Here is a 23,988-nt window from a genome sequence, read left to right on the forward strand (position 1 = left end):
CGCCCGACGTGCCGGCCACCCCCCACGGAGGCATGAGTTGACCGCTCCCGCAGAGGTCGCGTTCACCCGCGACGGCAAGCTGGCCGCCGAGGTCGTCCCCGACCAGGTCCTCCCGAAGGTCCTCACGACCTTCGGTCTCATCGCGATCTACGTCTTCATCATCTACTTCATCACCGGGTCGTCGATCATCAGCTCGGCGGGCTGGACCTCGATGCCCATGTGGGTGCTGGGTTTCGTCGTGTTCCTCGTCCCGGCCGGGATGGCCGTCATGGAGCTCGGCAACCTCTGGCCGGCGCAGGGCGGTGTCTACGTCTGGGCCTACCGCACGATGAACGAGCCGCTCGCGTTCTTCGGCGGCTTCCTGTCGTGGATCCCCGTCATCCTCAACGGCGCGACGACACCGGCGGCGATCGTCGCCTTCCTCGCGCTCGCCTTCGGCGCGGAGATCGGCCTGACGACGAGCATCCTGCTCCAGCTGCTCATCCTCTGGCTCGCGGTCGGACTCGCGCTGCGCAAGCTCACCGTGACCCAGAAGGTGATGTACACCGTCTTCGGCGTCTACGCGGCCATCTGCCTGGCCGTCTTCTTCGTGGGCATCGCCAACGCCGCGACCGACGGGTCGGCCGTGCCGCTCGTCGCCAAGGACCTCTACACGGTCGACTTCGCCAACTACGGCTGGGTCTTCGGCCTCGTGCTGCTCTACCTGCTCGGCGTCGAGACACCGTTCAACATGGGCGCCGAGTTCCTCTCCGTGCGGCGCAGCGCGGTGAAGATGGTCGCGCTCGGCTCGATCGTCCTCGCCGTGGGCTACGTCATCACGACGGCCGGCATCCTCATGTCGACGCCGCTGGAGAAGATCGACCCGGTCACCGGCGTCATCGGCTCCCTCGACACGGCCGGCATCCCCGGCCTCATGCCGCTGGCGGCCGTCGCCCTCGCCGTCGTCATGGTCATCGCCCTGACGACGTACCAGTCGGCGTACGCCCGGCTCATCTTCGTCTCGGGCATCGAGCGGCACCTGCCGCGGCTGTTCACCCACCTCAACCCGCGCACCCGCAACCCGGTGACGGCAGTGCTCGTCCAGGGCGTCATCTCCTCGACGATGATCGTCGTCCTGTACTCCCAGTCCAGCCTCGCGACGACGTTCCTCTACCTGCAGGGCGCGCTGACGATCGTCTGGCTGGCGAGCGGCTACTTCTTCTTCGTGCCGCTCGCGATCGCCCGTTGGAAGTACGCCGACCGGTACGCGTCCGAGGACTTCTGGCGGATCCCCGGCGGCAAGCCCGCCGCCGTGCTCACGAGCGTCGTCGGATCGCTCGCGACGACGGCCGGCATCTACTACACCTACACGCTCCCGTTCAGCGCGGACATCCCGCAGAGCGACTGGATGACGTGGGTCGGCGCGACCATCGCCATCACCGTCGCCGCCGCGGGCCTGGTCTACGTGTTCGGTCGGCGTTCGGCGGGCAAGCTCACGCAGGAGGACTCGCTCGCCCACCTGGCCGTCCTGGAGATCCCCGAGCAGAAGCCCGCGCCGACCACCACGCCGTCCGCCTGAGCCGGCGCCCACCCGTGGACCGTCGCGACCCCCGTCAGGAGAACGCATCCCATGACCACTGAGCTGTCCGTCCCCCAGGTCACCGGCCGCGGCACGGCGGGCCCGCACCCGCTCGACCCGTTGAGCGCCGACGAGATCACCACCGTCCGCGACCTGCTCGTCGCGGCCGGCGAGGTCGGCGAGCAGACCCGCTTCGTCATGACGACCCTCGCCGAGCCGGCCAAGCCCGAAGGGCTCGTCTTCGACCCCGCGGCCCCGCCCGACCGGGTCGCCAAGGCGATCCTCTACGACCGCGCGACGAGCACGCTCAAGGAGGCGTACGTCGACCTCACCCTCGACGCGGTCGCAGGGGTCGAGGTCGTCGAGGGCAAGTTCCCGTCGTACATCATGGAGGAGATGTTCTCCGTCGAGGAGATCGTCCGTGCGGACGCCCGCTGGCAGGACGCCATGCGGGCCCGCGGGGTCGAGGACTTCTCGCTCGTCATGATCGACCCCTGGCCGTCCGGCTACACCGGCCCCGAGGACGACCCGCGCACCGGGCGGCGGTACTGCCGGCCGCTGACGTTCGTCCGCAGCGCCCCGGGCGAGCACGGCTACGCGCGGCCCGTCGAGGGGCTCATCTGCACCGTCGACCTCGACGCGATGACGGTCGTCGAGGTCGCCGACCACGGTGTCGTCCCGCTGCCCCGGCACCCGGGCAACTACGACCCCGAGCGGATGCTCGACCCGATGAACCGGCCCGCGTTCGGCGGCCTGCGCACCGACCTCAAGCCGATCTCCATCACCCAGCCCGAGGGGCCGAGCTTCACGGTCGACGGCTGGTCGGTGGCCTGGCAGAAGTGGAACCTCCGCGTCGGGTTCACCCCGCGCGAGGGCCTCGTCCTGCACCAGCTCACCTACGACGACAAGGGCCGCACCCGGCCCGTCGTCTACCGGGCGTCGCTGTCGGAGATGGTCGTGCCGTACGGGGACATGGCCCCGACGCACTGGAACAAGAACGTGTTCGACGAGGGCGAGGTCGGGATGGGCTTCTCGGCCAACTCCCTCACCCTCGGCTGCGACTGCCTCGGGCACATCCACTACTTCGACGCCGTCGTGAACAACAGCGACGGCGCCCCGCTGGAGATCCCGAACGCGATCTGCATGCACGAGGAGGACTTCGGGATCGCCTGGAAGCACACGGACTTCCGCACCGGCGAGGTCGAGGTCCGGCGTTCCCGGCGGCTCGTCATCTCGAGCATCGCGACCGTCGGCAACTACGAGTACGGGTTCTTCTGGTACCTCTACACCGACGCGACGATCGAGTTCGAGGTCAAGCTGACAGGCGTCCTCACGACCGGGGCGATCGAGCCGGGCACCCAGCCGCGGCACGGCGTCGTCGTCGCGCCGGGGCTGTACGGCCCCAACCACCAGCACTTCTTCAACGTGCGTCTCGACATGACCGTCGACGGCGTGCGCAACAGCGTCTACGAGATCGACTCGGTGCCCGACGAGCCCGGTGGCGAGTTCAACCCGCGGCACAACACGTGGGTGGCCCGGCCGACGCTGCTCGAGACCGAGAAGGGCGGCGCGCGCAACGTCTCGTGGGAGACGGCCCGGTACTGGAAGATCGCCAACCGCGGCGTCGTCAACGAGCTCGGCCAGGAGGTCGCCTGGAAGCTCATGCCCGGTCTCACCGCACCGCCGATGTTCCAGCCGGGCTCGGCGATCTACGACCGCGCGCGGTTCTGCCAGCACGAGGTGTGGGTCACCAGGTACGACCCGTCCGAGCTCTACGCCGCGGGCGACTACCCCTACCAGTCGCCCGAGGTCGAGGGCCTGCCGAAGTACGTCGAGGACGACGCCTCGATCGTCGACGAGGACCTCGTCGTCTGGTACACCGTCGGGGCGCACCACATCGTCCGCCCCGAGGACTGGCCGGTCATGCCCGTGACCTACGCGAGCTTCCACCTCAAGCCGGTCGGGTTCTTCGACGGCAACCCCGCGCTCGACCTGCCGCGCTCCGAACCGATGGGCCACGGGGACGACGCCTGCCACTGCTGACCCCCGGCCGCCCGACCACCGGCGCGCACGCCCCGTTCTGCGGGGCGTGCGCGCCGTTCGTGCGTGGGCCGGATCCGGCGCGTCGGGTGCGCGGGGTTGACGTGGGAGCGCCGATACTCCATGGTTAACCATATGGTTCACCAACAGTTCGCGGCGCTCGGCGACCCGACCCGGTTGGCCATCGTCGAACGGCTCGCCCGCGGGCCGGCATCGGCCGGTGACCTCGCGGCGCCGACGACGATGTCGCTGCCCGCCGTCCTCAAGCACGTCCGTGTGCTCGAGGACGCGGGCCTCGTGACGAGCATCAAGCGCGGCCGGGTGCGCGAGTGCCGGCTGCGCGACGACGCGCTCGTCGCCGTGGCCACGTGGACCGCGCAGCAGCAGGCGCTCTGGTCGACCAGGCTCGACGCGCTCGGCACCCTTCTGGAGGACATGTGACCGCCACCCCGCTCCTGTCGTTCGACCTCGACCGCACCTACCCCGCGCCGCGCGAGAACGTCTGGGCCGCCTTCACCCGCGCGGACCTGCTGCAGCGATGGGCCTGCCCCGACCCCGAGTGGCGGGTGGCGACCTGCGAGGTCGACGCCCGGGCGGGCGGTGGCTACCGGCTGCTGTTCGGCCCCCGCCCGGCCGGTGACGCCTACCGTGAGACGGCGACGTTCGCGGTGTTCGAGCCCGTGGAGCGGCTCGTGCTCGACGTGCTCACCGAGGGCGAGGACATGGCCGAGCGTTCCCGGTGCACGGTGCTCCTGCTGCCCGTCGAGGGCGGGACCCGGCTCGAGCTGACGGTGGAGGGCCTGTCGGACGCCGAGGCGGCCGAGCACCTGCGCGTGGGCTGGACGTGGTGCCTGGAGGGCATCGCCGAGCAGCTCGCCTCAGGGGCCGGGGAGTCCCGGTGACCTCGACCACGGCAGACGTCGCCCACCGCCGCGACGTCGGCGCCGGGCGGGCGCTGGGGGCCGGCGCCGCCGCGGCCGTCGTGGCTGCGGTCGCGAACGTCGCGGTCTCGGCGGTCGCCCGCGGCCCGCTCGGCGCGGGCGACGGGTTCGTCCCGCTGACGCCGGGCCCTGTCGTCCTGTGGACGACGGTCGGCACGGTCGTCGGAGCCGTCGGGTGGCGTCTCGTCGTCACCCGGACCGCCCGCGCCCGCGCCGTGCTCGCCGTCCTCGTCCCGGCGGTGCTGGTCCTCTCGCTCGTCCCGGACGTCGCGCTCCTCGTCACGGGTTCGACGCCCGGGCAGACCACCACGGGCGTGGTGGCCCTCATGGTCATGCACGTCCTCACCGCGGCGATCGCCGTGACCGTCTACCGCAGGGTGATGCCCGCCGGCTGACGCGGCCGTCGGGTCAGGCCGGGCGTGCGCGCTCCCACGCCCGCTGCAGCGACGCCCGGCCCGCAGCGGTCGGGGTGCCGTGCAGGCGCACCCGGGACAGGCCCGCGTCGGGGAAGACGTCCAGCCGCAGCCATGCCACGTCGGAGCGGTTGCGCGGCAACGGGTCCAGCACGAACCGGTGCCTGGTGTCGGGCTGCAGGGCGGTCATCGGCAGCAGCGGGAACCAGACGTCGTCGTCCGCCGCGGGGGCCGTGCCGTCGGGGACGTCGCCGGACGCCGCGCCGTGCACGGCGACGTGGCTGCTCGCGTTGTAGACGTAGTAGGACGTGTCGACCTCGAGCACCCGCGGGGTCGCCGCCGCGACGAGCCGGACGACGGCCCAGTCGTGCCCGTCGTCCCGGCGACGGCGGGCCTCCCAGCCCTCGCCCATCGTCCGCGGCAGGTCGGGGCGGGTGAGCACCTCCGGGCGGGTGTAGAACGCGTCGCTCCACGACGTGACGAGACCGCCGAGGCCCTGTGCCAGCAGGTCGACCGGCCCCTCGTCGAACCACGACGGGTCCGGGACGGGGGTGCCGAGGACCCGGAGCCGGGCGATCCCGCCGTCCGGCTCCTGCCGCAGCCGCACGTGGGTCCAGCGGGTCCCGGCCGCGGGACCGTCGACGTCGTGGGTCGCCGTGCCGGACGACGCGAGCGGGGTGAGCGGCACGAGCGGGTGCCAGGTCGTCGACGCGTCGAGCAGGTCCGCCGGAGCCGGGTGGCCGGCGACCGCACAGGCGTCGACGGCGTACCGGGCGGGGAAGTTGCCGGTGAACCCGCGGGTGTCGACGACGACCCGGCGGACGAGGCCCGGCGCACCGAGCCGGACGAGCGCCCAGTCGTGGCCGGGGGTGCGCCGCCGCCGGGTCTCCCAGCCGTCGACGATCTCGCCGACGAGCGAGAACCGGCCGGTCGTCGTGTCCGGGTCGCCGTCGACGACGAGGCTCTCCTTGGCGCCGAAGGCGTCGTCGCTCGCGGCGACGACCCCGGCACCGAGCACTCGCGAGGCGAGGTTGACGAGCTCGGCGGTCACTCGGCGCCGCCCCGCAGGTGCGCCGAGACCGGCCACCCGACAGTGGGTTTGCTGTCCGGCCGGGCGTAGGTGCACACCTTGCTCGTCGACAGGCCGAGCCCGACGAGCGACTCCGCGAGCCGGACGGCTGCCCCCACGCCGTCGACGACGGGGACGCCGAGCGCGTCGCGGACGGCGTCCTCGAGACCGGCCATCCCGCCGCAGCCCAGGCAGACCACCTCGGCACGGTCCTGCTCGACCGCCAGCCGGGCCTGCTCGACGACGGCCCGGACCGCCGCGTCCGGGTCGCGCTCGACGTCCGTCGTCGACATCCCTGTCGCCCGCACGCCCGAGCAGCGGTCCCGCAGGCCGGCGGTCGACAGCCGGTCCTCGATCGCGGCGATCGAGCGGGCCAGCGTCGTCACCACGGTGTACGAGCGGCCGAGCATCATCGCGACGTGGGCGCTCGCCTCCGCCATGTCGACGACCGGGACGTCGAGCAGCTCCATGAGCCCCTCCCGGCCGTGCTCCCCGAAGCCGGCCATGACGACGGCGTCGAACGGGTCGGGGTAGGTCGTCACGCGGTCCATGACGGCGACGGCGGAGAGCAGGCTCTCGAAGGCGGAGTCGATGCCGTCGACACCGTAACCCGCTGTGAGGCCGACGATCTCGGTGCCGGGCGAGGCGTAGCCGCGGGCGGCGCGGGCGACCGCGTCGGTCATCGACGTGGTGGTGTTCGGGTTGACGACGAGGATGCGCACGGATCCCTCCGGGTCGGGTGACGGTCTGCGGACCGGGGTGCTCGGGCGGTCGGCGCCGCCGGGTCAGCCGGGGCGCAGCAGCAGCCGCCCCCGCGGCGGTCCGCCACCGGCCGGTGCCCCGCGCAGCCAGGTCTCCCGGACGACGCCGTGCAGCGTGCGTCCGGTGTAGGGGGTGCGGCGCTGCCGCTGGTGCAGCGCACCGGGGTCGACGAGGAACGTCGCGTCCGGGTCGAGGACGACGACGTCGGCGTCCCGGCCGACCTCGATCGCGCCCTTGCTGCGCCCCAGGCCCGCGAGGCGGGCCGGTGCCGCGGACATCCACGCGGCGACGGCCGTGAGGCCGAGGCGCCGCCGGCGGGCCGCCGTCCAGACGACGGGCAGGGAGAGCTCGACGGACGCGATGCCGGGGGGCGCGGACGCGAAGTCGCCGGGCGCTCCGGGGTCGCGGTGCTCGGGCAGCCCGGTCGGCGAGTGGTCCGAGACGACCATGTCGAGCGTGCCATCGAGGAGGGCCTGCCACAGTGCACCGGCGTTCGCCCGGTCGCGCAGCGGCGGCCCGACGGCGTACTCGACGGCACCGTCGGGCACGTCCTCCGCGGCCAGGCACAGCAGGTGCGGGCACGTCTCCCCGCTCACCGGGAGGCCGGCCGCGCGGGCGGCCCGAAGCCGCTGCGCGCCACCGGCGGTCGAGACGTGGACGACGTGCAGCCGGCAGCCGGACCGGACCGCCGCCCCGACGACGGCGTCGACGGCGGCGGCCTCCCGCTCGGCCGGGTGCGCGTCGAGGTGGTCGGCGTATCGGGTCACCGGGCCGGGCTGCGCGCGGCCCGGCGCCGGCCCGACGTCCGGGTGCTCGGCGTGCACGAGCAGCGGCAGCCCGAGCCGGGCGACGTCGTCGGCGGCCGCCGCGAGGTCGGCGACCGGCAGCGGCGGGAAGTCCGGTGCACCCGGGTCGGTGAGGAACGTCTTGAGGCCGAGCACCCCGGCCGCGGCGAGCTCCGCGAGCCGGTCACGGTTGAGCGGGGTCAGACCGCCCCAGAAGCCGACGTCGACGTGGCAGCGGCCCCGGGCGGCGTCGGTCTTCGCCGCGAACGACGCCGCGTCGACCGTCGCCGGGCAGGAGTCGACCGGCATGTCGACGATCGTCGTGACGCCGCCCGCCGCCGCGGCCCGGGTGCCGGTGTCGAAACCCTCCCAGGGCGTCCCCGGGTCCTGCAGGTGGACGTGGGTGTCGACGACGCCGGGCAGCAGCGCGACGTCCGCGTCGTACGAGACGACCGTCCGCGCGGGCAGGTCCGCGTCGAACGGCCCGATGACGACGATCCGGCCGTCGAGCACGCCGACGGACACCGCCCGCTCGCCCTGCGGCGTGACGACGCGGCGCCCGCGCAGGACGAGGTCGAGCGGCACCGGCCGGTCAGCCCGGGAAGCGGGCGGCGAGCTCGTCGGTGAGCGCCGGCCAGACGTGCGGGTCGTGCCCCGGCACGAGCCGGAACCCCTTGTCGGCGGCGATCCGCTTGAGCCGGCGGATCGGTTCGACGGTCTCCTCGGGCTCGACGTCGATGAAGCCTCCGATCGCGAGCTCGTGCTCGAAGTTCTCGGTGAGGTCACCGGCGTCGAAGGCGAAGACGAAGCCCCCGCCCCCGACGGACGCGTCCAGCTCCACGACGAAGCTCTGGTGGCCCTTCGTGTGGCCGGGCGTGGAGACGGCGGTGACGCCGGTCGCGATCTCGACGTCGCCGTCCGCGAGCCGCCAGTCGATGCGCGGGTCGTCGAAGTCGACGCGGTAGATCGCGTTCTGCTCGACGTCCGGGCGGCCGGACAGGCCGTACTCGAGCTCGGTGCGCTGGGCGTGCACGGGCACCTTGCCGGCGAACAGCTTGAGGCCGCCGGCGTGGTCGAGATGGAGGTGGCTCACGGCCACCGCGGTGATCCCGTCGAACGGGATGCCGGCCTTGTCGAGTGCTTCCTCGATCGGCTCACCGGGCCCGGGCAGGACGGCCCGGTAGCCCTCGCGGTCGTGGTAGCGCGCGTGCAGGTACGGGTCGCGGATCAGGGCGGTGTTGAAGCCGGTGTCGAGGAGCAGCCAGCCGGCGTCGGTGTCCAGGAGGATCCCCGGCACCGGCTCCCGCAGCGTGATGTCGGACGGCGCCCCGTGCACCGAGATCGACTTGGGCAGCTCCTCCCAGCCGAGGGTGAGCAGGACGACGCGGCGGACTCCGGACACGGGCGCTCCTCGGGACGATGACGGGACGGGTCCTGCCGGACCCGGCGCACCAGCATGGCGCGCCGGGCCCGGCAGGGCGGTGGTCGACCTGTCAGGTGACAGGTCAGCCGACGGACAGCTTGGCAACGAGCAGCGCCGTCGGGGCCGTGACGACGTGCGCCTCCTCGACACCCTCGAGCCAGGGCTGCGCGACGACGAAGTCGTCCTGGTCGACGAGGTTGTAGAAGCAGCCCGTGCCGAGCGCCCCGAGGCCGGCCTCGTTGTAGGCAGCGGCGTCGCCGGTCGCGAGGCCCTTGGCGAGCGCCGCGGTGACGGCCGGGTCGGAGCAGTGCAGGTAGTTCAGCCCTGCGTCCGGGTCCCAGGAGATGTGGCCCCACGTGTAGGCGGCCGCGGCGTCCGGCCACCCGCCGGTGACGAGCACGTCGGGGGCGCCCTTGACGTCGGAGACCCAGCCGAAGATCTGCGACGTCGGGTAGGCCTGCACCTTCGCCGTGAGGCCCAGCGCGGTGACCTGGGCGGCGACGAGGTTGGCGACGAGCTGGTTGTCCGGGGACGACGAGTCGTGGCCGACGGTGATCGTCTTGGCGTCCGCGGGCAGCGACGGCGCGAGCGCCTTGAGCACGCTGGTGTCGTACACGATGTTCTGCTCGGCGCCGCCGGTGTCGGTCATGTTCGGCGGGTAGATCGACCCCGCGACCTTGCCGCGGCCGACGAACGCCTGCTTGAAGATCGTCTCCCGGTCGACGGCCTTCTGGAGCGCGACGCGGTTGGCCTTCTCCTTGCCGAACGGGGTGTTCGGGTTGATGTACATGTACGACGACTGGAGCGTCGGCAGCGAGTACGTCTTGATGTTCTTGTTCGCGATGTACGACGCGACCGCGCTCGTCGGCAGGTCGTGCGTGATCGCCGCGAGCTCCCCCTTGCCGAACTGGAGCTGCTGGCTCGACGAGTCCGTGACGACGGGGATCTCGACGGACTGGAAGTACGGCTTGTCGCCCCAGTACTTGTCGAAGGCCTTCATCGCGTACTTCGAGCCGACCGACGCCTCGGTGAGCGTGTAGGGGCCGGTGCCGAGGTCGTGGGTCTGCAGGTAGGTCGCCGCGTTGTCGTCGCCCGCGTTGGCCTTCAGCCCGGTCGGGCTCATCATCCGCGGGCCGTACGGCGACGCGAGGAAGTCCAGGAAGATCGTCGACGGCGCCTTGAGGGTGATCGTCACCGCGTAGTCGCCCTTCGTCTCGACGGAGGCGACGTCGGTGACCATGTACGCGGGGCCCTGGTTCACGGCGAGTCGCCGGTCGAACGAGGCCTTGACGGCGTCGCTCTTGAGCTCGGTCCCGTCGTGGAACAGGACGCCCTTGCGGAGCACGAAGTCGTAGGTCTTGTTGTCCTTCGAGACCTTCCAGCTCTCGGCGAGGAGCGGCTCGATCGTCGGGGTCGCCGTCCCGCTCTTGTACTGCAGGAGGCCCTCGTACATGTTCATCGTCAGGAGCAGGCCCTGGCCGGCGTAGTAGATGTCCGGGTCCGGCGGCTGGCCCGGGTCCTGGAGGAAGCTCAGGCGCAGCACCTTGTCGGTGGGCGCGCTGACGGTCGCGGACGGGCCGGCGGCGGTGCTGCCGCTCCCGCCGCACGCGGCGAGCGAGAGGGTCCCGACGGTGGCGGCGGCGAGGGCCGCGAGGGCCTTGCGCCGGCTCCACGGCCGGGAGGGGGAGGGCGTGGACACGGGGCTGCTCCTTCTGCCCCTCGCGGGGCGGGCCACACCGGCTGGGCCGGGTCGGGTGGTCTGACGGGTGGTCTTGGCAGGTGGAGCGGGTCCTACGAGCGGACCTGGACCGGCACAGCGCCGGCCGCGGTGGCGCGCCGTTGCGCCCCGAGGTCGTTGAAGGCGGCGACGATCTCGTCGGTCCGCCGGCGGGCCCCGGCCTGGAGGTACTCCATGGCGGCCAGGGAGGCGTCGTGCGCCGGCCGCGAGGAGCCGCCGACGGCGTCCTCGACGACGCGCACGTAGAAGTCGCGCTGGTGCGCGTCGGCGAACGTGTAGTGCACGCAGACGTCGGTGAGGCCGCCCATGAGCACGAGCGTGTCCGCCCGGTAGCCGCGCAGGACGATGTCGAGCTCGGTCCCGATGAAGCAGGAGTACCGGCGCTTGACGATGTGCGGCTCGCCGTCGCGCGGCGTCAGCGTTGGCCACAGCCCGGTCGAGAGGTCGCCCTCGACGCAGTGCATGTCCTCGGCGCCGTCGGTCTCGCGGCCGATGTCCAGGCCGTTCGGGCGGTGCACCTCCTGGAAGAAGACGACCGGGATCCCGTTGTCCCGCGCGGCCGCCACGAGGCGCTCGGCGTTCGCGACGAGGTCGTGGTACCCGCCCATGTGCGGGATCCCCGCGGTGCCCGGCATCGCGTCCGGGTGGCCCTGGATGTCCACGGAGACCAGGACGACGTTCCCGACGAGCATCGGCTGTTCGGCCATGACGTGCTCCTCCTAGAGCTGCGGGGCGGCGTCGCGGAACCCGCGGGGGGTGCCGGTGCCCGCCGACCGCGGGTCGATGTAGTCGGGCTCGGTGAGCCCGAGCCGGCGCATCGCGGTGCCCGTGAGGGCCTCCATGACGCACCGGTTCGCGAAGAGCGCGGTGATGTTCGGGCCCGAGTCGTTGGGCGGGCTCACCTCGACGACGTCCATCGCCACCATGCCGACCTCGGCGGCGAGCCGGCGGACGGTGCGGAGCATCTCCTGCGACGTGAGGCCGCCCGGTTCCGGGGTGCCGGTGCCGGGGGTGAAGGCCGGGTCCGCGACGTCGACGTCGAGGGAGATGTAGAGGTGGTCGGCCTGGTCGAGCGCCTCGTCGAGGGCCCGCTCGAGGACGGCGTCGAACCCGTCCTTGCGGATCTCGGCCATGAAGTGCGTGCGCATCTGGTTCTCCTCCATCCACTCGAGGATCGGAGGCTCGGGCCAGTAGCCGCGCAGGCCGACCTGGACGAAGTTCTTCCCCGGGACCGCACCGGACTCGATGAGCCGGCGCATCGGCGTCCCGTGGCCCGCCAGCGCCCCGCGCATGTCCGGGGCGGTGTCGGCGTGGGCGTCGAAGTGGATGATGCCGATCTTCCCGTAGCCGTACGCCTCGGCGACCGCCGTCGCGACCGGCCACGTGATGCCGTGGTCGCCGCCGAGGATGATCGGGACCGCACCGCCGGAGAGGATCTCGGAGGTGAAGGACCGGATGTTCTCGTACGAGCCCTCGGTGTTGCCGATGAGCACGTCCGCGTCGCCGTAGTCGGCGACCTTGAGCACCTCGAACGGGCTGACCCGGACGTCGAGGTGGTGCCGCCCGATGTTGCCCCCGATCGGGTCCGCCTCGCGGATCGCCCGCGGCCCGAGGTGGGTCCCGGTCCAGCCGCTCGCCGTGCCCTCCCACGGCGCACCGCCGATGGCGACGTCGATCCCGCCCGCGCGCAGGTCCTCGGGGGTCATGCAGACGGGCAGCTTCATGAAGGTGCTGATGCCGCTCCACCCCATCTCGGTGGGGCGGTTGACGACGAGCGGGCCGGGCGCCCGCACCGGCGGCGCCGGCGGGGCCGGCTCGTCGGTCGCAGGGGCCTTCGGGCCGTTCGGGAAGAGGGGCTCGGGCACGGGGTTCCTTGTCTGTGCGGGGGTTCCGGGGGCGACGGGACGCGGTGGCCGGGCGGTCAGGTCGTGATCCGCGGGTCGGCGAGGCCCTGGAGGATGTCGACGACGGTGTTGATGACGACGTAGCCGATGCCCAGCAGGAGCGTGACGCCGGCGATCGCCGGGAAGTCCGCGACCGGGATCGACTGCGCCGTGTACTGCCCGATCCCGGGCCACGCGAAGATCTGCTCGACGACGAGGACACCGGCGAACATGAGGCCGACCTGCAGCCCGGTCATGGACAGGGCAGGTCCGACCGCGTTGCGCAGGACGTGCCGGCGCAGCACCGCGCCGTCCGTGAGGCCCTTCGCACGCGCCGTCCGGGCGTAGTCGCTGCGCTCCTCGGACGACAGGCTCGTCCGCAGCACGCGCCCGATCGCGACGGACGGCCCGAACGAGATCGCGAGCGCGGGCAGCACGAGGTGCTTCAGGGCGTCGGAGACGACGTCGAACCGGCCGGCGAGCAGCCCGTCGAGGACGAGCAGCCCGCTCGGGCCGCCCGGCAGGTCGGTGATGCTGGACCGGCCGCTCGCGGGCAGCCAGCCGAGCTGCTTGTAGAAGACGAGGATCGCGCCGATGCCCAGCAGGAACGCCGGTGCGCTCGCCCCCGCCATGAGGACGCCGCGCAGCACCGACGCCCCCGGCCAGCGCAGGCTCGTGCTCACCGCGAAGAAGATGCCGAGCAGGAGCGCGAGGACGATCGCGGTGAACGCGAGCTCGGCCGTCGCCGGGACGAACGCACCGAGGTCGGTCATCACCGGGCGGCGGGTCCGGTAGCTCATGCCGAGGTCGCCCTGCGGGAGACCGACGAGGTAGCGGCCGAGCTGGGCCGCGAACGGGTCGTCGAGGCCGAGCTTCGCGCGCTGCTGCGCGACGGCGGACGCCGAGGCGCCCGGGCCGAGCATCGCCTTCGCCGGGTCGAGCGGAGACAGCCGCTGGAGGACGAAGACGCTCGTCGCGAGCGCGACGACGATGACGGCCGCGGCGACGAGCCGCTTGGCGAGCAGCCGGACCAGCGGCACCCCGGTGACCCGGCGCAGGGCCGCGGCGGCGGCCGGGCCGGCGGTGGCCGCGGCGGGCCCCACACCACCGGTGAGGGCGCTCACTGTGTCCTCCGGTCGCGCGGGCGACGGCGCTCAGGTCCGCGCCTTCCCTCCTCGTTCGCAGACCAAGAACGGGTCTGCTCTCTCGTCAGTCCAGGCACGGCCGCGCCGCCTCCCGCGCTCAACGCTTGTCCAGAAGAACGCGCACACCGTCGCCGGCGACGTTCCCGGCGAGGGCGAGGAGCATGACCGCGATGCCCGGCATGACGGGGATCCACCACTGCTGCAACAGGTACGAGAGGTTGCGGGCCGAGTCGGCACCCAGCTCGGCGGCGGGGGCCGGCTGCCCGAGGCCGAGGAACGACAGGCCCGCGAGGGTCAGGACGAGCGCCCCGACGTCGAGGCTCGCGGCGACGACCGCGGCCGGCACGGCGCCGGGGAGCAGGTGGCGCAGCGCGATCCGGACCCCGCCGGTGCCGGCGAGCCGTGCGGCCTCGACGTGCGGGCGGGCCCGCAGGGTGCGGATCTCGCCGCGGACGATGCGGGCGTAGAACGGCCACCAGACGACGCCGACCGCGAGCAGCGTGTTGCGCAGGCCCGGCCCGAGCGCCGCGACGACGGCGATCGCGAGGACCGGGGCCGGCAGCGCGAGGAAGAGGTCGGTGAAGCGCATGAGCACGGTGTCGACCCAGCCGCCGACGGCACCGGCGACGAGCCCGACGATCCCGCCCACGAGCAGCCCAGACGCGATGACGACGATCGCGCCGAACCAGGACAGCTGCAGGCCGACGAGCACGCGGCTCAGGACGTCACGGCCGATCGAGTCGCTGCCGAGCGGGAACCCCGCGCTCCCGGGCGGCTGCAGCGGCAGGCCCACGGGGGCCAGCGGGTCCTGCGGTGCGAGGACCTTCGCGAGCAGGGCGAGCAGCGTCACCGCGACGAGGAGGCCGGCACCGCCCCAGGCCTGCAGCCGGGTCAGGTCGCGCCGCGGCCGGCCGGCCCGGGAGACGACCGGCGCGGGCGAGGGCGGGACGACGGCCGGTTCGGCGATCGCCATCAGCTCACCTCCAGGTTGATGCAGGCGGTCAGGCGGGTGCGCTCGCCGGGCTGGGCGGCGAGGCGCGGGTCGAGCCCGGGGTCGGAGCAGGACGCCGTGGCCCGCGGGCAGCGCGGGTGGAAGGCACAGCCGGGCGGCGGGTCGAGCGGGCTCGCCGGCTCACCGGACGGCGGGGGCGGCTCGACACCGAGGTCGGGCACGGCGGCGACGAGCGCCTGGGTGTAGGGGTGCCGCGGCCGGTGGGTGATCTCGTCGGCGGTGCCGATCTCGACGATCCGGCCGAGGTACATGACCGCGATCCGGTCCGCGACGACCCGGGCGACCGACAGGTCGTGGGTCACGAAGAGCACGGCCATGTCGAGCTCGCGGCGCAGCCGCCCGACGAGGTTGATGACGGACGCCGCGAGCGAGACGTCGAGGGCGCTCGTCGGCTCGTCGCACAGGAGGATCTCCGGCGGCACGACGGTCGCGCGCGCCAGGCCCACCCGCTGACGCTGGCCGCCGGACAGCTGGGTGCCCCGCGCCTTCGCGACCTCGGCGGGGAGCCCGACGAGCTCGAGCGCCTCGGCGACCCGGCGGTCCCGCTCGGCGCGCGGCACGCCCGCGCTGCGCAGCCGCTCCCTGACGAGCTCGCCGATCGTCAGCCACGGGGTCAGTGACGCACCGGAGTCCTGGAACACCATCTGCGCACCGGCGGCCGACCCGAGCTCGATCGTGCCGCCGTCCGCCCGTTCGAGACCGGCGACGAGCCGCAGCAGCGTGGACTTGCCGGAGCCCGACTCCCCGACGACGGCCACCGCCTCGCCGCGGGCGACGGTGAGGCTCACGCCGCGCAGCGCCTGGAGCGGGCGGCGGCGGCCGATCCCGGAACCGACGCCGTACGTGCGGTAGGCGTTCTGCACCCGGACGGCGGCCGGCTCCTCGACGGGGCCGTCGTCGGTGCCGGCGACGGCCGCCGCCGCGGGAGCCGTTGCGCCGGAGGACGTCCCGGCCGCAGGCGGCTCCTCCGCGGGCACCGCGTCGGCGAAGGCGCGGATCTCGGCGAGGTCGCGCACGCAGGCGGCGAGGTGGCCGGGCGCGACCTCGACCGGCACGGGCGGCGTCGTCGTGCAGTCCGGGCCGGCGAGCGTGCAGCGCGGCGCGAACGCGCACCCCGGCTCGGGATCGGCCGGTGAGGGCACCGAGCCGGGCAGGGCGAGCAGCGGGGTGTCCCGGTCGGTGCGCAGCGACAGCCGCGACCGCATGAGGGCGACGCCGTACGGGTGGGCGCCGTTGCGCAGCACCTCGTCGGCCGGGCCGACCTCGGTGATCCGCCCGGCGTACATGACGGCGACCCGGTCGACGACCTGCGCGGCGACCCCGAGGTCGTGGGTCACGAGGAGGAACGCGCAGCCGATCTCGTCGCGCAGCCGCTTGACGAGGCCGAGCACCTGCGCCTGGACGGTGACGTCGAGCGCCGTCGTCGGCTCGTCGGCGATGACGAGGGACGGCGTCCCGGCGACGGCCATGGCGATCATGACCCGTTGCCGCAGGCCGCCGGACAGCTCGTGCGGGTAGGCGCGCAGCCGGCGCGCCGGGTCCGGGACGCCGACGGCCTTGAGCAGCCGGACGGCCTCGTCCTCGGAACCGGCCGCCTCGACGATCTGCCGACCGACGCGCATCGTCGGGTTGAGCGAGGTCATCGGGTCCTGGAAGACCGCCCCGAGGTGCAGCCGGCGCACGTCACGGCGCTCGGCCGCGCCCGCGGTGAGCATGTCGGCGCCGCGGACGACGGCACGTCCGCTCGTGCGCGGGCTGCCGCCGAGCAGCCCGAGCAGGGACAGCCCGAGGACGCTCTTGCCCGAGCCCGACTCACCGACGAGGCCGACGATCTCGCCGGGGGCGACCTCGAGGCTCACGCCGCGGATCGCCCGGATGTCGGCGCCCGCGCGCCGGAAGGTCACGTGCAGGTCCTCGACGCGGGCGACCGGTTCACCGGCGTCCGTGGGCGGTGGAGCGGTGGCCACCGCTGCCGTCGTGTCGTCCTGGCTCATCCGTGCACCGCCGTCTCGGGTGTCGCGCTGTGCGGGGAGGGTGTCGCGAGGCTGTCGAGGTAGGCCCGCCAGCCGCCGTACGCGGTGACGTCCGGCGCCCCGGCCGCGGCCTCGGCCTCGCAGAGGAAGCCGACCGGGCGGCTGCCGTCCGCGAGCTCGACGGCACCGAGGCCCAGCCCCGGCGGGATCGAGGCGAGGAGCGGCCCGAACGCCGCGGGCGGCAGCAGCCACAGCTCGCCGTCGACCGCTCCCCCGCCGTCGGCGACCCGCACGGCACCGGGACGCCGCGGTGCGCCGCCGAGGTCGTGCAGCCGGTAGACCGGTGCCGTCGTGCACGGGCCGACGAGGCGGGCGCCGAGCGCCGTGAGCGCCGGGTTGAGCGGCAGCCCGGACATGTGGGCCCCGAAGAGGACGACCGGCTGCGCGGGCACACCCGCGACGGCCTGCGACGCAGCCGGTCCGGAGGAGGGGCCGCCGGTGAGCAGCGCGGCGACGTCGGCGAGCACGTGGTCGGTGAACGCCGGCCCGAACAGGGTGACGCCGACCTGCGCGCCGTCCGGCTCCTCGTGCACCGGGACGGCGATCGCCGCCAGGTCGAGCAGGTTGCAGCCGTTGGTGAACCGGCCGAGGCGGGCGTTGGCGCCGATCGGGTCGGCCGCGACGTCGGCGATCGTCGGCTGCTCGGGCACCGTCGGCAGGAGCAGCGCGTCGAGCCCGGCGAACAGGGCCGCGGCCGCGGGGCGCAGGGCGTCGAGCCGCTCGGTGTCGGCGACGTACGCGTGGGCCGGGACGTCGCGCGCGGCCTGCACGATCCGCAGCACCGTCGGGTCCACCGAGCCGGGGTGGGCGTCGGCCCAGGCGCCGAAGGCCGCGTACCGCTGGGCGACGAACGCACCGCCGTAGAGCAGGGCACCGGCCTCGACGACGGGTCCGGCGTCGACCGGCACGACGGCGGCACCGGCCGCCTCGAGCAGCCCGACGGCCGTGGCGACCGCGGCGCGGACCGGGGCGTCGAGCGTCGCCAGCAGGGCCTCGTCGGGGACGCCGACCCGCGGTGCGGCGGGCGCGCCCAACGGGGTCGAGGCGGGCCAGGCCCGGCTCGTGGGGTCGCCCGCCGCCGGGCCGGCGAGCACGGTGAGCGCGGTCCGGGCGAGCGCGACGTCGGCGGCGAAGACGCTCACGCAGTCGAGCTCGCGGCAGGCCGGGACGACCCCGAGGGTCGGGACGAGCCCGCGCGTGGGCTTGAGGCCGACGACACCCTGGAACGACGCCGGGACCCGGCCCGACCCGGCGGTGTCGGTGCCGAGGGCGAGGTCGGCGACGCCGAGCGCGACGGCCACCGCAGACCCGCTGCTCGACCCGCCGGACACGTAGCCGGGGCGGCGTACGTCGCGGACGGCGCCGTACGGGCTGCGGGTGCCGACGAGGCCGGTCGCGAACTGGTCGAGGTTCGTCGCGCCGAGGACGACGCACCCGGCGGCGCGCAACCGGGCGACCGCGGGTGCGTCGGCGGCCGGCACGAAGGCGAAGTCCGGACACGCTGCGGTCGTCGGCATCCCGGCGACGTCGATGTTGTTCTTCACCGCGAGGGTGCGGCCCGCGAGCGGCAGGTCCTCGCCCGCGGCGACCCGGGCGTCGACGGCGGCTGCGTCGGCCTCGGCGTCGGCCTGCGCGCGCAGGGTGATCCAGACCTCCGGGCGGTCGGCCGCGGCGAGGCGGACGTAGGCGGCACGGACCCGCTCGACGGCCGTCGTCCCGCCGGCGCTCACGCGGCACCCACCGGGGCCAGGACGACGAGCGGGCTGCCGGCACCGACCTGGCTGCCGGGGGTCACGACGACGTCGGTGACGAGGCCGGGGACCGGTGCCGCGACGACGGTCTCGAGCTTCATCGCCTCGAGGGCGAGCAGCGGTGCGCCGGCCTCGACGACGTCCCCCGGCCGGACGTCGACCCGCCAGACGCTCGCGAGGAACGGCGCCTCGACGAGGGTGCCGCCGTCCGGGACGGCGACCGACCCGGCGGCCTGCGGTGCCTGCGGCTCGGGGCGCGGGTCGAACTCGCCGGCGGCCTCCCAGGCGGCCCGCTCGGCACCGAACGCCGACTGCTGCGTCGCCCGGAACTCGTTGACGGACGTCGCGTTGTCGGTGAGGAACCGGTCGTACGCCGCGATGGAGAACTCACCGGGCTCGGTGTCGAGGTCCAGCCGGCCGGCGGCGAGGTCGGCCCGCAGGTCGAGCAGCTCGTCGGCGCCGACCGGGTACCAGTGGATCCGGTCGAAGAAGCGCAGCAGCCAGGGCGAGCCCGGCTCGAACGGGCCGCTCTGCCGGAACGGGCTCCACACCTGGACCGTCCGGCCGACGAACTGGTAGCCGCCCGGCCCCTCCATGCCGTAGATGCACAGGTAGGCGCCGCCGATGCCGACGGCGTTCTCCGGGGTCCAGGTGCGGGCCGGGTTGTACTTCGTCGTGATGAGCCGGTGCCGCGGGTCGAGCGGGGTCGCCACGGGTGCGCCGAGGTAGACGTCGCCGAGACCGAGCACGAGGTAGGACGCGTCGTAGACGATCCGGTGGACGTCGTCGACGGAGCCGAGCCCGTTGGCCCGGCGGATGAACTCGATGTTCCAGGGGCACCACGGGGCGTCGTCGCGGACGCCGGCCATGTAGCGGGCGATCGCCTCCCGGGTCGCGGGGTCGTCCCAGGACAGCGGCAGGTGGACGACGCGGCTCGGCACCCGGAGGTCGGCGGTCGCGGGCAGGTCGGCCTCGGTGGCGCGGACGGCGTCGAGCAGCCGCCCGACGGGCAGGACGTCCGGGTCGACGTGCACCTGGAGCGAGCGGATCCCCGGCGTGAGGTCGACGACCCCCGGGAGCCCCTGCCCCGCAAGATGTTCCGCGAGGGCGTGCACGCGCATCCGCAGGGCAAGGTCGAGGGTCATGGGGCCGTACTCGACGAGGAGGTTGTCGTCGCCGCTGCGCCGGTACGTGACCTCGGGGCGCTCCTGCGTCGCGTCGAGCCGGCCGAGGACCCCGTCGTCCGCCGTGGCGCCGGTGCCGACGAGCGCCGGTGCCCCGGTGAGGGCGCGCAGGGCCGGGGTCGCGGCGTCCGCCACCGGCACGAAGCGGACCGAGTCGCCCGGCCGGAGCTGGCCGAGCTTCCAGCGCTCGCCGGTGACGACGGTCGCGGGGCAGACGAAGCCGCCGAGGCTCGGGCCGTCCGGGCCGAGGAGGATCGGGACGTCGCCGGTGAAGTCGACGGCGCCGACGGCGTACGCGGTGTCGTGGATGTTCGACGGGTGCAGGCCGGCGTCGCCGCCGTCGGCCCGGGCCCACTGCGGCTTGGGGCCGACGAGCCGGACGCCGGTGCGCGCGGAGTTGAAGTGCACGGAGAACTCGGCGGCGTAGAACACGTCCAGGTCGGCGGCGGTGAAGAACTCGGGGGCGGCGTGCGGACCGGGCGTGACGCCGAGGGTCCAGTCGTGGCCGATGACGGGCCGGTCGGCGACCGGGACCGGTCGCCGGACCGGTTGCGCAGCAACGGGTCCCGCATCGTGGGGGACGGCCCGGATCACGTCGCCGGCGAGCAGCGCCCGGCCGCCGTGACCGCCGAAGCCGCCGAGCGTGAACGTGGCGGCGCTGCCGAGGTACTCCGGGACGTCGAGGCCGCCGGCGACGAGCACGTAGGTCCGCAGCCCGGCGGCGTCGGCCGGGCCGACGTCGAGCAGCCCGCCGGCCGGGACGTCGACGGGCTCCCACATCGGCACGGGCACACCGTCGACGCGGACGGCTGCCGGTGCGCCGGTGACGCACACCGTGCCCGGTCCGGTGAAGCGCAGGGCCGGCCCGTCGGCGGTGCACTCCAGGCCCGGGGCGCCCTCGGGGTTGCCGAGGGCGAGGTTGCCGAGGCGGAACGAGCGGTCGTCCATCGGGCCCGACGGCGGGACCCCGACCTGCCACAGACCGGTGCGGCCGGGCCAGTCCTGGACGGTCGTCATCGTGCCGGGCCGCTCGACCTCGATCCGCGGCTCGCGGTCCTCGACGTCCGCGAGGGTGGCCGTCGAGTGCAGCGCGGCGCGGACGACCGGGTCGTCGGCGGCCGTGCGGAGCAGCCCGAGGTTCGTCTCGATGCCGTCGACCCGGGCGTCGCCGAGGGCGTCCGCGAGCCGGTCGAGGGCGTCGTCCCGGTCGTGCCCGACGCAGATCACCTTGGCGAGCATCGGGTCGTAGGAGGTGCCGACCCGGGTGCCGGTCTCGACCCAGCCGTCGACCCGGACCGCGCCGGGCACCTCGGCGGGCAGCGCCACCCGGGTGAGCAGGCCCGCGCTCGGCCGGTGGTCCCGGCGGGGGTCCTCGGCGTAGAGCCGGGCCTCGACGGCGTGCCGGCCGGTCCCGGCCGCCGTCCGCGCGGCCGCCTCCGTAACGGCCCGGCCGAGCGTCTCGTCGACGGTCGCGACGTCGTCGAGCGCCAGCCGGAGCATGCACTCGACGAGGTCGACGCCGAAGACCTCCTCGGTGACCGGGTGCTCCACCTGGAGCCGGGCGTTCACCTCGAGGAAGGACGCCTCCTCGCGCGCGGTGTCGTAGACGTACTCGACGGTGCCCGCGCTGCGGTAGGCGACCGAGGAGGCGAGCGCCTGCGCGCCGGCCGCGACCGCCGTCCGGACCGCGGCCGGGAGGTTCGGCGCCGGGCACTCCTCGAGGACCTTCTGGTTGCGGCGCTGGAGGCTGCAGTCCCGGTCGCCGAGGACGTGCACCCGGCCGTCGCCGAGCCCGAAGACCTGGACCTCGACGTGCCGGGCCCGTTCGACGTACCGCTCGAGGAAGACCTCGCCGCTGCCGAACCCCGCGGCCGCGACCCGGCGGACCCGGTCGAAGGTCTCGACGAGGTCGGACGGCGTCCGGCAGGCCTGCATGCCGATCCCGCCACCGCCGCCGGTCGCCTTGAGCATGACCGGGTAGCCGATCCGCTCCGCGGCGGCCAGGGCGGTGTCGAGGTCCGCGAGCAGGTCGGTGCCCTCGATCATCGGGGCGCCCGCGGCGCGGGCCAGGGCGCGGGCCGTGTGCTTGGTCCCGAACCGGTCGAGCTGGAGCGGGGTCGGGCCGACGAAGACCAGCCCGGCGGCCTCGACGGCACCGGCGAACGCGGCGTTCTCGGAGAGGAACCCGTAGCCGGGGTGGATCGCCCCGGCCCCGGTCGCAGCGGCGGTGTCGAGGATCCGGTCGGTGCGCAGGTAGCTGTCGCGGGCGGGTGCCGGACCGATCCCGACGGCGACGTCCGCGAGCCGGACGTGCGGTGCGGCGCGGTCGGCGTCGCTGTGCACCGCGACGGTGCGCAGCCCGATCCGGCGGGCGCTGCGGATGATCCGGCACGCGATCTCGCCGCGGTTCGCGACGAGGAGCGTGTCGAAGCCGCCGGAGGGCGCGACGGGGGACGCGACCGCGCTGCCCAGCGGCACCTCCTCGGCGTGGTCCGCGGCCGAGGCGGGCAGGACGCTCGTCACCGCGCCGTCGCCGGGACCCGGGCCGTCGCGGGGACCGGCGCGGTGACGACCATCCGCACCGGTGTCGGGTCGAAGCCGTTGCACGGGTTGTTGACCTGCGGGCAGTTCGAGACGAGCGCGATGGTGTCCGTCTCGGCGCGCAGCACGAGGCGCCGGCCCGGGGCGGACAGGCCGTCGACGATGCCGAGCGTGCCGTCCGGCTCGACGGGGACGTTCATGTACCAGTTGACGTTGCTCACGAGGTCCCGCTTCGTGAGGCCCCAGCGGGCCCCCTCGGCGAGGAAGTTCTCGACGCAGCCGTGCTGGTGCACGGTGTGGTGCCCGTAGCGCAGCGAGTTGGACTCCTTGCTGCACGCGCCCCCGATGGTGTCGTGCCGGCCGACCTCGTCGGCGACGAGGGTCAGCAGCGGGCGCCCCTCGTTCGTCCGCAGCACGCTGCCGGTCGTGAGGAAGATGTTGCCCTGCGCGGCGATCGTGTCGGCCGCGCTGTAGCGCTCGGCGGTGTCCGCGGCGTTGTAGGCGAGGAAGTCGACGGCCTGGTTGCCCTCGAGGTCGACGATCGTCAGGTGCGAGCCGGCGGGCAGGAGCGCCGACCACGGGGCGCGGGCCGGGACGTGGTCGTCCTGCAGGACGGTGCCGGCGAGGATCGCGTCGATCTGCACGGTCGTCATGCCTGGGTCCCCCCGTCGAGGCCGAGCATCGCCGCGTGCGCGGCGGTGTTGAGGAAGGCCCGCTCACCCTCGGGGGTGGCCGACCAGAGCGGGTCGTCCGGGGCTGTCGCGGCCCCGCGCCAGGCGACGACCTCGAGCGGGGTCGAGGTGTACTGCGGGCGCGGGTCGACCGGGTGCGGCACGTTCGCGACGAGGACGACGAGAGGCAGCTCGGCGCGGAGCGTGACGCTCGTGCCCGGTCCGGCCGAGCCGGTGAAGGTCAGACCGCCGTCCGGGCCGACCTCGACGCCCTGGAAGAAGGACAGCGTCGTCGGCAGGTCCCGCGGGAGGAGACCGTTCTTGGCCGCGGCGAGGACGAGCAGCTCACGACCGGCGGGCGAGGGGCCCTGCGGGGCGCCGTCCCCGTACCTCGCGGTGTTCGACGCTCGGGTCGAGGTGCCGCAGAACGCGTCGTGCCGGCCGGAGGTGTCCTCGACGACCGACGCCAGCACGCGGCCCTGGTCGGAGAGCAGCAGCGCCCCCGCACCGAGGTACGCCTGCCAGGCGACCTTCGTCGTGTCGGCGACGTTGAGCCGCTCCCAGGGCTGCGTCGCGTTGTGCAGCGCCAGGTGCGCACAGGCCGAGCCCTCGACGTCCGTCAGCCGCAGGTGCGTGCCCCGGGCGACGCGCAGGTGCGTGTAGTTGCCCCCGGCGACCGTCTCGGCCCACACGAGGTCCGTCGGGGCGACGCCGTCCGGCGGCGACGGCCAGCCGGACGCCGGCAGCACCGGCATCGTCGTGACCACGGTGCCGGCCTGGGCACGGGCATGGTCCCGTGCGCCGTAGGTCGAGGCGGTCGCCGAGCCGGTCGCGGTCATCCGTCGGTCCCTCCGAGTCCGTGCCGGCCGGCAGGTCGCTGCCTGTCGACCAGATCCCTGCCTGTCGACCGACAGATGACATACCTGTCGACTGACAGGACGCTAGGAAGGCTTCTCGCACCTGCGGTGTCGCCGACGTAACCGCTGGGTTTCTTCGGCGCCGGGTCCCCGCACGTCCGGTGCTCCGCGCCCGGGCCGGG

General features: G+C 74.3%; 19 protein-coding genes. 5 read left to right on the forward strand and 14 right to left on the reverse strand.

Annotated elements, in window-relative coordinates; all coding sequences use genetic code 11:
• Positions 1–37 precede the first annotated feature (37 nt).
• The 5 genes from ECOMGDLI_RS09130 to ECOMGDLI_RS09150 all read left to right on the forward strand — a co-directional run bounded on the left by ECOMGDLI_RS09130 (position 38) and on the right by ECOMGDLI_RS09150 (position 4,934).
• A complete protein-coding gene (locus ECOMGDLI_RS09130) occupies positions 38–1,558 on the forward strand; it encodes an APC family permease (protein WP_198954711.1) in 1,521 nt (506 codons plus the stop codon).
• Between the two features lie 51 nt (positions 1,559–1,609).
• Positions 1,610–3,601, forward strand: a complete 1,992-nt coding sequence (locus ECOMGDLI_RS09135; RefSeq protein ID WP_088316281.1) for a primary-amine oxidase — start codon at positions 1,610–1,612, stop codon at positions 3,599–3,601.
• 132 nt (positions 3,602–3,733) lie between these two features.
• Positions 3,734–4,039 carry a helix-turn-helix transcriptional regulator gene (locus ECOMGDLI_RS09140; RefSeq protein WP_233153377.1) on the forward strand — a complete coding sequence of 102 codons (306 nt, stop codon included), beginning with the start codon at positions 3,734–3,736 and terminating at the stop codon, positions 4,037–4,039.
• Positions 4,036–4,500, forward strand: a complete 465-nt coding sequence (locus ECOMGDLI_RS09145) for an SRPBCC domain-containing protein (protein ID WP_158220952.1) — start codon at positions 4,036–4,038, stop codon at positions 4,498–4,500. The genes ECOMGDLI_RS09140 and ECOMGDLI_RS09145 overlap by 4 nt, the downstream gene beginning before the upstream one ends.
• Positions 4,497–4,934, forward strand: coding sequence for a DUF6069 family protein (locus tag ECOMGDLI_RS09150; RefSeq protein ID WP_198954712.1), 438 nt, complete (start codon positions 4,497–4,499; stop codon positions 4,932–4,934). The genes ECOMGDLI_RS09145 and ECOMGDLI_RS09150 overlap by 4 nt, the downstream gene beginning before the upstream one ends.
• A 13-nt stretch (positions 4,935–4,947) precedes the next feature.
• Here the strand turns inward: ECOMGDLI_RS09150 and alc are convergent, their stop codons facing one another.
• The 14 genes from alc to ECOMGDLI_RS09220 all read right to left on the reverse strand — a co-directional run bounded on the left by alc (position 4,948) and on the right by ECOMGDLI_RS09220 (position 23,788).
• Positions 4,948–6,003 (reverse strand): allantoicase, encoded by a 1,056-nt coding sequence (alc, locus tag ECOMGDLI_RS09155; protein ID WP_088316285.1) that lies wholly within the window; start codon positions 6,001–6,003, stop codon positions 4,948–4,950.
• The gene (locus ECOMGDLI_RS09160; protein WP_088316287.1) at positions 6,000–6,743 is read right to left on the reverse strand and encodes an aspartate/glutamate racemase family protein; all 744 of its coding nucleotides are present in this window, start codon (positions 6,741–6,743) and stop codon (positions 6,000–6,002) included. Before ECOMGDLI_RS09160 ends, alc begins: the two co-directional genes overlap by 4 nt.
• A gap of 63 nt (positions 6,744–6,806) precedes the next feature.
• Positions 6,807–8,153 (reverse strand): allantoinase AllB, encoded by a 1,347-nt coding sequence (gene allB / locus ECOMGDLI_RS09165; protein WP_088316289.1) that lies wholly within the window; start codon positions 8,151–8,153, stop codon positions 6,807–6,809.
• Between the two features lie 7 nt (positions 8,154–8,160).
• Positions 8,161–8,970 carry an N-acyl homoserine lactonase family protein gene (locus ECOMGDLI_RS09170; RefSeq protein ID WP_088316291.1) on the reverse strand — a complete coding sequence of 270 codons (810 nt, stop codon included), beginning with the start codon at positions 8,968–8,970 and terminating at the stop codon, positions 8,161–8,163.
• A gap of 103 nt (positions 8,971–9,073) precedes the next feature.
• Positions 9,074–10,690, reverse strand: coding sequence for an ABC transporter substrate-binding protein (locus ECOMGDLI_RS09175; protein WP_088316293.1), 1,617 nt, complete (start codon positions 10,688–10,690; stop codon positions 9,074–9,076).
• A 92-nt stretch (positions 10,691–10,782) separates the two neighbouring features.
• Positions 10,783–11,436 (reverse strand): cysteine hydrolase family protein, encoded by a 654-nt coding sequence (locus ECOMGDLI_RS09180; protein ID WP_088316295.1) that lies wholly within the window; start codon positions 11,434–11,436, stop codon positions 10,783–10,785.
• 12 nt (positions 11,437–11,448) lie between these two features.
• A complete protein-coding gene (gene speB / locus ECOMGDLI_RS09185; RefSeq protein ID WP_198954713.1) occupies positions 11,449–12,594 on the reverse strand; it encodes an agmatinase in 1,146 nt (381 codons plus the stop codon).
• A gap of 56 nt (positions 12,595–12,650) precedes the next feature.
• On the reverse strand, positions 12,651–13,646 hold the full coding sequence (locus ECOMGDLI_RS09190; RefSeq protein WP_198954714.1) for an ABC transporter permease: 996 nt from the start codon (positions 13,644–13,646) through the stop codon (positions 12,651–12,653).
• A 208-nt stretch (positions 13,647–13,854) separates the two neighbouring features.
• Positions 13,855–14,730, reverse strand: coding sequence for an ABC transporter permease (locus ECOMGDLI_RS09195; RefSeq protein WP_088316297.1), 876 nt, complete (start codon positions 14,728–14,730; stop codon positions 13,855–13,857).
• Positions 14,730–16,763, reverse strand: a complete 2,034-nt coding sequence (locus ECOMGDLI_RS09200; RefSeq protein WP_088316299.1) for an ABC transporter ATP-binding protein — start codon at positions 16,761–16,763, stop codon at positions 14,730–14,732. Before ECOMGDLI_RS09200 ends, ECOMGDLI_RS09195 begins: the two co-directional genes overlap by 1 nt.
• Positions 16,760–18,532 (reverse strand): allophanate hydrolase, encoded by a 1,773-nt coding sequence (gene atzF, locus ECOMGDLI_RS09205; protein WP_088316301.1) that lies wholly within the window; start codon positions 18,530–18,532, stop codon positions 16,760–16,762. Before atzF ends, ECOMGDLI_RS09200 begins: the two co-directional genes overlap by 4 nt.
• On the reverse strand, positions 18,529–22,215 hold the full coding sequence (uca, locus tag ECOMGDLI_RS09210) for an urea carboxylase (RefSeq protein ID WP_369812730.1): 3,687 nt from the start codon (positions 22,213–22,215) through the stop codon (positions 18,529–18,531). The genes atzF and uca overlap by 4 nt, the downstream gene beginning before the upstream one ends.
• Before the next feature lie 41 nt (positions 22,216–22,256).
• On the reverse strand, positions 22,257–22,931 hold the full coding sequence (locus ECOMGDLI_RS09215) for an urea amidolyase associated protein UAAP2 (protein ID WP_088316303.1): 675 nt from the start codon (positions 22,929–22,931) through the stop codon (positions 22,257–22,259).
• Positions 22,928–23,788, reverse strand: a complete 861-nt coding sequence (locus tag ECOMGDLI_RS09220) for an urea amidolyase associated protein UAAP1 (protein WP_088316305.1) — start codon at positions 23,786–23,788, stop codon at positions 22,928–22,930. Before ECOMGDLI_RS09220 ends, ECOMGDLI_RS09215 begins: the two co-directional genes overlap by 4 nt.
• Between the last annotated feature and the right edge of the window lie 200 nt (positions 23,789–23,988).

The organism is Kineosporia sp. R_H_3 (assembly GCF_002198675.1).
GTDB lineage: Bacteria > Actinomycetota > Actinomycetes > Actinomycetales > Kineosporiaceae > R-H-3.